The organism is Streptomyces sp. NRRL S-455 (assembly GCF_000717875.1).
Classification (GTDB): domain Bacteria; phylum Actinomycetota; class Actinomycetes; order Streptomycetales; family Streptomycetaceae; genus Streptomyces.
Genome location: NZ_JOCT01000006.1, coordinates 118,759 through 130,590, shown reverse-complemented (window position 1 = coordinate 130,590; position 11,832 = coordinate 118,759). Strand labels below are relative to the sequence as shown.

Annotated in this window: 8 protein-coding genes and 1 tRNA gene; 3 read left to right on the top strand and 6 right to left on the bottom strand. The window is 72.1% G+C overall.

From position 1 onward, the window contains the following. Positions 1-352 precede the first annotated feature (352 nt). Both nhaC and IE97_RS0111190 read right to left on the bottom strand, forming a co-directional pair. On the bottom strand, positions 353-1,825 hold the full coding sequence (gene nhaC / locus IE97_RS0111195; RefSeq protein WP_030235885.1) for a Na+/H+ antiporter NhaC: 1,473 nt from the start codon (positions 1,823-1,825) through the stop codon (positions 353-355). Between the two features lie 127 nt (positions 1,826-1,952). Beyond that, the gene (locus IE97_RS0111190; RefSeq protein ID WP_030235882.1) at positions 1,953-2,618 is read right to left on the bottom strand and encodes a GntR family transcriptional regulator; all 666 of its coding nucleotides are present in this window, start codon (positions 2,616-2,618) and stop codon (positions 1,953-1,955) included. A 212-nt stretch (positions 2,619-2,830) separates the two neighbouring features. On the opposite strand from IE97_RS0111190, the gene IE97_RS0111185 reads away from it, so the two are divergent. The 3 genes from IE97_RS0111185 to IE97_RS0111175 are packed head-to-tail and all read left to right on the top strand — an operon-like array spanning position 2,831 to position 4,899. Beyond that, positions 2,831-3,790 carry an asparaginase gene (locus tag IE97_RS0111185; RefSeq protein WP_030235877.1) on the top strand — a complete coding sequence of 320 codons (960 nt, stop codon included), beginning with the start codon at positions 2,831-2,833 and terminating at the stop codon, positions 3,788-3,790. Between the two features lie 39 nt (positions 3,791-3,829). Further along, the gene (locus IE97_RS0111180) at positions 3,830-4,294 is read left to right on the top strand and encodes a sugar nucleotide-binding protein (protein ID WP_078603174.1); all 465 of its coding nucleotides are present in this window, start codon (positions 3,830-3,832) and stop codon (positions 4,292-4,294) included. Between the two features lie 56 nt (positions 4,295-4,350). Beyond that, positions 4,351-4,899, top strand: coding sequence for an HAD family hydrolase (locus tag IE97_RS0111175; protein ID WP_234310706.1), 549 nt, complete (start codon positions 4,351-4,353; stop codon positions 4,897-4,899). 232 nt (positions 4,900-5,131) lie between these two features. On the opposite strand, the gene IE97_RS0111170 is transcribed toward IE97_RS0111175, so the two are convergent. The 4 genes from IE97_RS0111170 to tmk all read right to left on the bottom strand — a co-directional run bounded on the left by IE97_RS0111170 (position 5,132) and on the right by tmk (position 11,709). Next, positions 5,132-5,208: transfer RNA gene (locus IE97_RS0111170), tRNA-Thr, on the bottom strand. 107 nt (positions 5,209-5,315) lie between these two features. Next, on the bottom strand, positions 5,316-6,968 hold the full coding sequence (locus IE97_RS0111165; RefSeq protein WP_078603173.1) for an alpha/beta hydrolase: 1,653 nt from the start codon (positions 6,966-6,968) through the stop codon (positions 5,316-5,318). 202 nt (positions 6,969-7,170) lie between these two features. Beyond that, complete coding sequence (locus tag IE97_RS0111160; RefSeq protein ID WP_030235865.1) at positions 7,171-8,376, bottom strand: DNA polymerase III subunit delta'; 1,206 nt, start codon at positions 8,374-8,376, stop codon at positions 7,171-7,173. Between the two features lie 177 nt (positions 8,377-8,553). Further along, the gene (gene tmk / locus IE97_RS0111155; protein ID WP_030235862.1) at positions 8,554-11,709 is read right to left on the bottom strand and encodes a dTMP kinase; all 3,156 of its coding nucleotides are present in this window, start codon (positions 11,707-11,709) and stop codon (positions 8,554-8,556) included. Positions 11,710-11,832 lie beyond the last annotated feature (123 nt).

Below are 11,832 nucleotides of genomic sequence, written 5' to 3'. Positions count from 1 at the left end.
ATCAACTGTTACATTGAGGTAACGCAGCGCTCCACCGTTCCCGCACGTCGGGCGAGAGGCGTGCGACAGCAGACAGGAGGCCGTATCCGACTCGGCTGCGGCCTCCTGTCGCGGACACGTGGTCCCGGGCGGATGCGCTGCCATCTCGCCCCAGGCGCGGTCCACGTGCGTGTCGTGGCCGGCGTCGCCCGGGCCGAGCACCTCGATCGCCCCGGCGCGGCGGCACGAGGCCATCAGGGCGTCGGCCTGCGGGTTGGAGGCGTCGGCGCCCCTTCCGCCTTTGAAGCGGCGGGATGGCTCGCCTTGCGTGGCCATCGGCCTGACGAGACGGGCGGACGAGGGCCTTCGACGTCTACTTCGCGGCGTTGTCGGGCGTCGTGATCCGGGCGATGCCGAATCCGGTGAAGCCGCAGATGAGCGCGAACACCACGCCCAGGTAGTTGAGGAACGCATAGGGCGCGTAGGCGACCGTCGCCACGCCCAGCGTCGTCGACATGTACATTCCCGCCTCGGTCCACGGCACCAGCGGGACGAACACCGTGCCGGAGTCCTCCAGCGTCCGCGAGAGGTTCTTGGCGGCGAGCCCACGCTCTCGGTAGACGTCCTTGAACGCCTGGCCGGGGATCAGGATCGCCAGATACGACACGCCCATGGCCATCGCCGTGCCGAGCGAGGAGACGGCGGTGGCCAGGATGACGCCGCCGGTGCGCCGCACTCGCTGCAGCAGGCGGCGCATCAGGACGTCCATGCAGCCCGCCTCGGTGAGGATCCCGGCGAGGGCGAAGCCGACCAGGCCGATGAGGATGGTCTGCGCCATGGAGGTCATCCCGCCACGGTTGAGCAGGACGCCGGCGGCATCGGGCAGGTGGGAGGGGTCGACGCCGTGCCCGGCCAGCATCGTCACGTTGAAGCCCGTCGCGGCGGCGTCGCTGACGTCGTGGATCGTGAAGCCCTGAACAGCCATGCCCAGGACGGCCGCGACCACCGAGGACAGCACGATCGTCGGCACCGGAGGCTTTTTCATCAGCGCGCCCACCAGCACCACCAGGGGCGGCAGGAGGAGCAGGACGTTGAAGTCGAAGGCGTGGTTGAGCACCGTCAGCAGGGCGTCTGAGCGGGCGGCGGCGTGCCCGTCGGTGTGCTGGGCCAGGCCGAGGACGAAGTAGAGGACCGCCGAGACTCCGGCCGCCGGGAGGGTGGTGTAGAAGAGGTGGCGGATGTGCTCGAAGAGCGTGGAGCCGGCCACCGCCGGCGCGAGGTTGGTGGTGTCGGACAGCGGTGACATCTTGTCGCCGAAGTAGGCGCCGCTCACGATCGCGCCCGCGGTCATCGGAAGCGACGCTCCCAGCCCCGTGGCGACGCCCATGAGCGCGACACCGACCGTGCCGACCGAGCCCCACGAGGTACCGGTCATCGTGGAGACCACCACGGTGATCAGGAACGACACCAGGACGATCCAGGACGGCTGGATGACCTGCAGTCCGAAGTCCACGATCATCGGAATGGTGCCGCTGAGCGTCCACGTGCCGATGAGCATGCCGATGGCGACAAGGATGAGCAGCGCCGGCATCGCCGAGTCGATCTTCTCGCGGATGCCATGGAGCATCTCCTCCCACGTCACCCCCAATCGCCAGGCGATGATCCCCGCACACGAGCCGGCGACTATGAGCAGGACGACCGGGTTGAGCCTGAGCCAGATCGAGCCGGGGACGACGATCACCAGCATGAGGACGATGGGCAGGGCCGCCTCGAACAGTGTCGGTGTGCGGCGCGGGCGGCGGCGTGGCGACGCCGTGGCGACGTCGGCGACAGGCGTTTCGGACATGGGGACGGTGCTCCTCAAAGCCGGACATGCCGGCAGCCGGGTGCGAGGGCAGGGAAAAGAAGCGTGGCGTGGAGAAAGAAACGGTGGGGAGTGGTGAGGGAGGCCGGCGGCGCGAGACGGGGGGTCGTCAGTCGCGGGGGGCGTCGGTGCCCGTCATGCTCGTGATCATCTGCAGCCGTACACGGTCAAGGTGCAGCTCCATCAGTTCGGCGGCACGGTCGACCTGCCCCTCGGCGATGGCCTCCGCGATCTGCTCGTGGTCGGTCAGCGAGGCGTCGGTGTGCGCTGCGGCCACGTCGTGCCGGCCGCGCACCACGATGATCTGCTGATGCACCCGCCACACCTGCTCGGTGATGCGGGGGCTGCGGGCCGCGGCGAGCAGCGCGCGGTGGAAGTCGAGGTCCATGCGGTGGGCGAACTCGCGGCCCACGGCGAGGAGTTTCCTCGACCGTTCGCAGGCGCGGCGCAGCGCGGCGATGTCCTTGCGGTCGCGCCGTGCGGCGGCCAGGCGCGCAGCGGCGGTCTCGAGTGCCGAGCGCAACTCGAAGAGCGCCTCGACCTCGTCCGGCTGGGCCTCGAACACGACAGCGCCCTTGTTGGGGCGGTGCACCAGGAGGCCCTCGCTGACGAGCTGCCGGATCGCCTCGCGCAGGGGTCCCCTGCTGATGCTGAACTCGCGGGCGATCTCGACCTCGTTGATCCGGGTCCCGGAGGCGATCTCACCGCTGAGGAGGCGTTCGCGAAGCGTCTCGGCGAGCTGGACGGCGAGGCCGCGCTCAAGGGTGTCGGGCATGTGTGCCGTCCGTCCGTTCAAGGTGTGCGCTGGTCAATCGCCGCGTATTGTGCCGTCGACTGCAGCAGCAAAGTGTTGACATTCGACAGTGGACAGGGGCTGTACGGAGTCTGTCAATACCCTCCCGCGACATCGACGCGGGCGGTGGCAAGGTGATAACTGTTAACACTTGAGTGGCTCGGCAGATACGGCCGAACAGGAAGGAGCGCGCCATGCACGCTGTGGTGGCTGAGGTCTGGCGAGGAGACTTCCTCGAATCGGTGCACCACGGAACGGTCCACGCGGCCGGGCCGGACGGCCAGCCCGTGCTGAGCGTCGGTGAGCCGGACCGCCCCATGTACCCCAGGTCGGCCGCCAAGCCCCTTCAGGCGCTCGGCATGCTGCGCGCCGGACTCGACCTGGACGGCGAACTGCTGGCACTGGCCTGCGCAAGCCACTCCGGCGAAGCCTTCCACCTCGATGGTGTGCGCAGAATCCTCAAGGACGCGGGGCTCGGCACCGGGACACTGCAGTGCACGGCCGCCCTGCCCATCGGCGAAGCCGCCCTCCACGCCCACCTTGCCGAGGGCAAGGGCCCGACCCCACTGACGATGAACTGCTCGGGCAAACACGCCGCGATGCTCGCCACCTGCGCCGCCAACGGCTGGGACACGGCGACGTACCGGGACCCGCACCACCCGCTCCAGCGCGCGCTGCGCGAGACGATCGAGGACCTGGCCGGCGAAAGGGCCACCGCGACCGGCGTCGACGGCTGCGGAGCTCCGCTGTTCGCCATCGGCTACCGGGGCCTGGCCCGGGCGTTCGCCAAGCTGGCGACGAGCCCGCCCGGCTCGCTGGAGCGGCGAGTCGCCCTCGCGATGAACACACACGCCGCATACGTCGGCGGAACCGGCCGGGACGTGACCCGGCTCATGGGCGCACTTCCCGGATCGGTCGCCAAAGAAGGCGCGGAAGGCGTCTACGCGATGGCACTCCCCGACGGCTCGTCGATCTCGCTGAAGATCGCCGACGGCTCCCACCGCGCTCGCCCCGTCGTCATGATCGCCGCACTACGGCGGCTCGGCGTCGACACCGACGCCGACGAAACCCTCACCGAACTCGCCACCGCCCCCGTCCTCGGACACGGCAAGCCGGTCGGGGCGGTATGCCCGGCGCGGATTCTGCACGGGTAGTCATCGCCGGCCGTCGCCCGGGCCAGGCGGGCCGATCCGATGCTCGAACAGGCGACCCGCGCGCAGAATGCCCTTGCAGAGGTTCGTGCTGCAAAAGCCACCGCCGAGACCGCTGTGCGGCTGCTCGCGCCGACCGCGTCGGTCGCTCGCACCTCGTCGATCATCGGGCAGGGCGGATCTGTGCACGAGCGCAGGGCCCACGCCCTGGTTGCCGGCACCCGTGATGGCGTCCTGTTCACCGACGACATCCGCTGCCCGGTAAACGTCGAAGACCTCGCCTCCGCTTTGCGGGAACTCGCCGTGTCCGATCAGGCCGGGATGTTCCACCTTGCCGGCGCGGACGCCCTCAGCCGTCACGAACTCGGCGTTCTCATCGCCCGGCGCGATGGACTCGAGGCAACCCGGCTGCTTACGGGGCGGGGAGCCGACGCCCCCATGCCCGGGGCCCTGGAAGTCCGCCTCGACAGCAGCGTCACCCAGAAACGCGTGAGAGGTACGGGATGAGTTTCCGGTCGGCGGCCTGTCACGCCGGGCCACGGTTGGCGTCAGTGCAGTGGTTGGTGTTCTTCGACCTGAACAACACCCTGGTGGACCGGCAGTCGGCGTTCACGGCACGGGCGAGGGAGTTCGCTGAGGAGCGCGGGCTCGGATACGAGGCGGTGCCCTGGCTGAAGGCCGCTGACGGGCAAGGCCACGGACCTCGTGATCAGTTCTTCCGCGCGGTCCGGGAACACTTTGGGCTGGCAGAGCCCGCCGAGGAGTTATGGGCGGGGTTCCGGGCCCGGATGCCGGAGCTGGTTCGGTGCGCCCCTGAGGTGCCGGAAGGTCTTTCGCAGCTCCGGGCGTCGGGCTGGCGGGTGGGCATCGTCAGCAACGGGATGGCCGACAACCAGCACGAGCTGGCCGCCGAACGGTGCGGGACGGATCTGGCTGCCGGCGGATGGATGATCGGCGACAGTCCCGAGCACGATGTCGCGGGTGGACCGGCGGCGGGGCTGCGGACGATGTGGATCGGCAGGCAAGGCTTGGCCGAAGGGCGAGCCGCAGGCCGACCGGACGGTTCCCGATGCCAACCAGGACGACTCCCGCCCTCCTCCCCCGCCCGCTGAAACTCCCGGCGTGATCCGGGAGCCACTGGTGCATTCTGACGGAACAGCACGCACGCCCGTCCACCGGCTGTCCACCGGAGCCACTGCCAACGAGACCATCCCGAGGGTGCAATGCACCAAAATGCGACCTACGCATTGCGATGCGTAGACCACGGGTGTCCGATTGGCCCGGATTCCAAGGTCAACGAAATAAAGAAAACCCCAGGTCAGAGGCCTGACCTGGGGTTTACCATGGAGCCGCCTTCGGGATTCGAACCCGAGACCTACGCATTACGAGTGCGTTGCTCTGGCCATCTGAGCTAAGGCGGCGCGCTGTCCGCACCATGGTGCGATCAGCAACGACGGTAAGTCTACACAGTTTCCGAGGGTGCTCCGTACCAGCCCCGGAGGCGGGCCTGAAGGGGCTGGGGCGGGGGTCATGAGCAGCGCTTGCCGTCCTTGGGCGGGGTACCGCGGAGGAGGTAGGCGTTGATCGTGCGGTCGATGCAGGAGCTGCCGCGGCCGTAGGCCGTGTGGCCGTCGCCGTCGTAGGTGAGCAGGCGGGCCGAGGAGAGCTGGTCGGCCATGGCCCGGGCCCAGCGGTACGGCGTCGCGGGGTCGCGGGTGGTGCCGACCACGACGATGGGTGCCGCGCCCTTCGCCTCGATGCGGTGCGGCTCGCCTGTGGCCTGAACCGGCCAGTACGCGCAGTTCAGGGAGGCCCAGGCCAGGCCCTCACCGAAGACCGGGGACGCCTTCTCGAACGCGGGGAGGGCCTTGCGCACCTCGTCCGGGGTGGCGAAGGCGGGCGGCAGGTCGAGGCAGTTGACCGCGGCGTTGGCGAACATCAGGTTGCTGTAGCCGCCGTCGGCGTCCCGTTCGTAGTAGCTGTCCGAGAGGACGAGGAGCCCGGCGCCGTCGTTCTCCTTCATCGCGGACGTCAGCGCCTCGCGCAGGTGCTGCCAGGCGCTCTCGTCGTACATGGCCGCGATCACGCCGGTGGTGGCGAGGGACTCGGTGAGGCGGCGGCCGTGGGAGTCGCCCGTGGGCGCCGGCCGCGCGTCCAGCCTTTCGAAGAACGCCTTGAGGTTCCGGCCGACCTGCTCGGGCGGGGTGCCCGGCCTGCCCAGGGGGCAGTCGGCCCGGCGCACGCAGTCCTTGGCGAAGGACCGGAACGCCGTGTCGAACCCCGCGGTCTGTTCGAGGTTCAGCCGTCGGGCCGGCAGTGACGGGTCCATCGCGCCGTCCAGGACCAGTCGGCCCACCCGGCCCGGGAAGAGCCCGGCGTAGGTCGCCCCGAGGAAGGTGCCGTAGGAGGCGCCGACGTAGTTCAGCTTCTCGTCGCCGAGCACCGCCCGCACGATGTCCATGTCCCGGGCCGTCTCCACCGTGGACACGTGGCGCAGCAGCCTGGGTGAGTCCGCGCCGCAGCCCTCGGCGAATGTCCGGTACGCCTTGACCAGCCCGTTCGTCTCCCTCCCGTCGTCGGGCGTGATGTCCGTCCGCGTGTACCTGTCCATGTCCGGTCCGTCCAGACACTCGACGGGCTCGCTGCGGGCCACGCCGCGCGGGTCGACCGCCACCATGTCGTAGCGGGCACGGACCCCGGCCGGATAGCCGATGCCGGCGTACGACTGGACGTAGCTGATCGCCGAGCCGCCCGGCCCGCCGGGGTTCACGAGCAGCGAGCCCAGCCGCTTGCCCGGGCCGGTGGCCTTCTTGCGGGTGACGGCGAGCCGGACGTCGCCCTTGGACGGCTCGGCGTAGTCGATGGGCGCCTTGACGGTGGCGCACTGGTAGCCGGGGACACCGCAGCCGCGCCAGGCCGGCTTCTGGTCGTAGTACCGGGTGAGTGCCGCCGGTGTGGACCGGGGCAACGCGCCCAGGTCCGCCGCCTCCGCCGCGTTGGCGGACGTCGACGAGCTCCCGGCGGAGCACGCGGAGACGAGCAGAGCGGCCGTGGCGAGGAGACCGATCGCGGTCCTGGCTCCGCTGTGGATCCCGCGGTGGGCGCGGACGGCGTCTACGGGGTGGGGAGCGGGTCCGGAGACGGTGCCGGAGGCGGTGCGGGAGGTGCGCCTTGTGTCCATCCAGCGAGCGTAACTCTGGGCGACGGGATGAACGCCGTGCGTGCGTGTCGTGCCTCGTACGGGTGACGAGGTCAACCCGAGTGCGCCTGGGGTCCGGGGGTCCCGTGCCCGCCGGTCGGCTCGGCCCGCCGCAGTCGTGCCGGGTCTTCGCCGACTCAGCAGCCTCGGCCGCCTCGGCCGCCGGCTCAGTGGCCTCAGCGCCTCAGCCCGCTCTGAGTGCCATCGTCATCGCCTCCACCGCCAGCAGCGGTGCCACATTGCGGTCGAGGGCGTCGCGGCACGCGGCGATGGCCTCGATGCGGCGGAGCGTGGACTCCGGGGAGCTGCCCCGGGCGAGCCGCTCAAGGGCGTCCTCGGCGTCCGCGTTGGCGATGGCCACGCGTGAGCCGAGCTGGAGGGCGAGCACGTCGCGGTAGAAGGCCGTGAGGTCGGTCAGGGCGAGGTCGAGGCTGTCGCGCTGCGTGCGCGTCCTGCGGCGCTTCTGCTTGTCCTCCAGGTCCTTCATCACGCCTGCCGTGCCGCGTGGCATCCGGCCGCCCTGGGCCGCGCCGAGGGCGGCCTTCAGCTCTTCGGTCTCCTTGGCGTCCGTCTCCTCCGCGAGCTGCTTGGCGTCCTCGGCGGCCGCGTCGACGAGCTCCTGCGCGGCCTTGAGCGCGCCGCCGACCTCCTCGACGCGCAGCGGCAGCCTCAGGACGGCGGCACGGCGCTCGCGCGCGGCCGGGTCGGTGGCCAGACGGCGCGCCCGGTCGACGTGGCCCTGGGTCGCACGGGCCGCCGCCGCGGCGACGTCCGGCTCGATGCCCTCACGGCGTACCAGCATGTCGGCGATGGCGTCGACCGACGGCGTGCTCAGGTTCAGGTGGCGGCAGCGGGAGCGGATGGTCGGCAGGACGTCCTCGATGGAGGGGGCGCACAGCAGCCAGACCGTGCGCGGGGCGGGTTCCTCCACAGCCTTGAGGACGGCGTTGGCCGACTTCTCGTTCAGCCGCTCGGCGTCCTCGACGAGGATGACCTGCCAGCGGCCGTTGGCCGGCGACGTGAACGACTTGCGGACGGTGTCGCGCATGTCGTCGGCGAGGATCTGGGTGCCGACCGCGGCGACGGTCGTGACATCGGCGTGCGTGCCGACCAGCGCGGTGTGGCATCCCTCGCAGAAGCCGCAGCCGGGGGTTCCGCCGAGCGCCCGGTCGGGGCTGACGCACTGCAGCGCCGCCGCGAACGCCCGCGCCGCCTGGTTCCGCCCGGCCCCGGGCGGGCCCGTGAACAGCCATGCGTGCGTCATCTTCGACGCCTCGGGCGGGGGGGCGTCGGCCGCGGCCGCGGTGACCAGGGCGTCGGCGTCCCGAGCGGCAGCGTCCAGCTGCTCGCTCACCCTCTCCTGCCCGACGAGGTCGTCCCACACGGTCATGGGTCACGCCGCCCTTCCGTCACGTCCGCGTTCCCGGACCGTACTGCCGCTGCGAGATCCATTGTGCGGGTGACCACTGACAGCGGACCGCTGACAGCTGACAGCTGACAAGGGACCAGCGCCACGGGCCGCTGACAACGGACCCTGACAAGGGACCACTGACAACGGGCAGGGGCCTCAGCGGCCCCGGCCCCTCCCCCGGCGGTTCCGTCCCTCGTCCGGCTCGTCGTCGTGCGGTCCCAGCAGCTCGTCCGCCAGCGAGGGCAGGTCGTCCAGTGGCGTCTCCTCGGCCCAGTCGGACCGCCGGCGCGGCCTCCCCTCGGCGTCCAACTGGGGCAGCTCACGCGTACGGTCATCGGTGCCGTCGGGCCTGGCGGCCGGGGTGTCCTTGCGGAAGTACCCGGGCGGCACCCGGTCCGTCGGTTCGTCTCCGCGTACCGGCGGCAGGACGGCCGTCTCCTCGGCGTCCCCCGGCCGGACGGGAGGCAGCACGGCCGTGTCGTCCGCCGCGCCGGGAGGAACGGCGGGCAGCACCTCGGTCTCCTCCCCCGCCCCCGGCGGCACCGGCGGCTTCGGCAGCTCGGCGGTCCGCTCGGCGTCGGACCCGGCCGGGGACCGGCCCGGGGCGTTCTCCGGTTTCACCACGGGTGTCGGGACGGTCGCCGCGTCCTGGCCGGCCGCCGGACCGGAGGCGCTCGGCTGGGCGGAGTTCGTCGGCCCGGCCTCCGCCGCCGCGGCCGCCGCCTCCGCCAGACGCCGCGCTTCCTCGGCCCGCCTCAGGGCCTCCTCGGCCTTGCGCTGCTTCTCCAGGCGGAGTGCCTCGGCCTCGGCACGCAACCGCGCCTCTTCCTCGGCCTGCTTGCGGCGCCGTTCCTCCTCGGCCTTGCGCCGGGCCTCCTCCTCGGCGCGGGCCTTCTCCTCCGCGAGCAGCCGCGCCCGCTCCTCCTCGGCCTTCTTGCGGGCCTCCTCGGCGCGCCGCCGGGCCTCCTCCGCCTGCCGTTCGGCCTCGCGGCGCTGTGCCTCCTCCAGCTCGCGCCGCTTGCGCTCCTCCTCCTCGGCGCGCAGCTTGGCCAGCTGCTCCTGGCGCTCGCGCTCCAGGCGCTCCTCCTCGGCCTTGCGCGCGGCCTCTTCCTCGGCCTTACGGCGGGCCTCCTCCTCGGCCTTGCGCCGCGCCTCTTCCCGGGCCTCGATCTCGGCCTCGGACAGGGGCAGCACCTGGTCGAGCCGGTGCCGGATGACGGTCGTGACGGCCTCGGGCTCCTGGCCCGCGTCCACCACCAGGTACCGCCCGGCGTCGGCCGCGGCCAGCGTGAGGAAACCGGCCCGCACCCGCGCGTGGAACTCGGCGGGCTCCGACTCCAGCCGGTCCGGCGCCTCCGTGAACCGCTCGCGCGCGGTCTCCGGCGCGACGTCCAGCAGGACGGTCAGATGCGGCACGAGTCCGTTCGTGGCCCAGCGGTTGATCCGGGCGATCTCGGTCGACGACAGGTCCCGGCCCGCGCCCTGGTAGGCCACGGACGAGTCGATGTAGCGGTCCGAGATGACGACCGCGCCGCGCTCCAGGGCGGGCCGTACGACGGTGTCGATGTGCTCGGCCCGGTCGGCCGCGTACAGCAGGGCCTCCGAGCGGTGCGACAGACCCTCGCTCGACACGTCCAGCAGGATCGACCGCAGCCGCTTGCCCACCGGAGTCGCCCCCGGCTCGCGCGTCAGCACGACCTCGTGGCCCTTGCCGCGGATCCACTCGGCGAGCGCCTCGGCCTGCGTGGACTTCCCGGCTCCGTCGCCGCCCTCCAGGGCGATGAAGAAGCCGGACGCCGCGGGCGCCTGCTCCGGGTCGCCGCCCAGCAGCGCGTCCCTCAGGTCCTGGCGCAGCGGGACACCGGAACGGTCGTCGACCTTGGCCAGCACCAGGACGGCGACCGGCAGCAGCAGGGCACCGGCCAGCATCAGGGTGAAGGCCGCGCCGCCGTGCGCGAAGACGAACTTGCCGCTCTCCAGCCGGTGCGGACCGATGCCCGCCGCGACCAGCGGGGCGATCACCGCGCCGAGCGCCACGCAGACCCGGACGACCGCGTGCAGGTGCTCCGTCGTACGGGCCCGCCGGTACTCCTCGGTCTCCTGGTCGAGCAGGATGTGCCCGATGTTGGCGGCCGTGCCCGCGCCGACGCCGGCCAGCGCGAGGATCAGCAGCACGGTGGTGACGTCCGGGACGAGCCCGGCGGCCAGCAGCGCGACACCGGTGAAGGCGATCGCCAGGGCGAGCAGCCGGCGGCGCGGGAAGGCGGGCAGCAGGGCGGGCGCCCTGCGGATGCCGACGACGACACCGCCGGTCAGCGCGCCCACGAACAGCCCGTACAGCACCGGGCCGCCGCCCAGGTCCTTGGCGTGCAGGACGGCCACGGCGACGGCGGCCGACACCGCCGCGGCGACGGCCGCGCACGCCAGCACCAGCAGCGTCATCGCGCCGGTGCGGCCCTTGTCTGCGCCGGTGGTGCTCTTCGGGCGGCGCAGCCCCTCGAGCGGTGACCGTGCGCGGGGGGTGCGGGTGCCGGGCACCTCGAGGAAGGTGAGCACGGACAGGGACGCGGCGAACAGCCCGGCCGCCACGTAGGAGGCGAGGGCCGCCTGGTGCTGGCCGAACCAGTCGATGCCGGCGCCCAGCAGGTTGTTGAACAGGGACGCGATGACGAGCGCCGCGGCCGCGAGCGGGATCGCGACGAAGCCGGTTCGCAGCGACAGGCGGCGCAGGGCGTCCATGTGGTCGGGCAGCGGGCGGACCGTCGCGCCTTCCGGCGGTGGGGCGGGCAGCAGCGCGGGGGCCGCGCTCTCGCGGCACACCGCCCAGAACCGCTCGGCGACTCCGGTCACGAAGGCCGTGACGAGGAGGACCGCGAGCGCGTCCTCGGGGGTCCAGTCGATCCACAGCGGCGCGACGATGAGCAGCGCCGCGCGCAGCCCGTCCGCGCCGACCATGGTCCAGCGGCGGTCGAGCGGGCCGTCCTGCGAGGTGAGCGCCGTGAGCGGACCGAGGAGCACGGCGCCGAACAGGAGCGTCGCCAGGATGCGCACCCCGAAAACGGTCGCCACTGCGAACGCCACGCCCCGGTAGCCGCCCCCGAACGACGCTTCGACGACAGCCGCCTGGAGAGCGAGGAGGACCAGCACGAAAAGGGCGAGGGTGTCGCCCACACCGCCCACGAGCTGTGCGCTCCACAACCGCTTCAACTGCGGACGGCGCAGCAGGGCGCGGACGGCACGCTCGCGGGAGTCCGCGACCAGGGCGTCGTCGGGGGCCGGCTGAGGGCCCGTTGGGTGCTCGGCTCGCGTCATGCGTTCAGCCTATCGGGCGCCGCCGACACCCCGGAGAGCCCGGCCTGGCATGCGCACGCCCCGGCACCGAAGTGGTGCCGGGGCGTTCGCTTTCCGAACCTGTGGCGAAGATCCGGGCCTTGG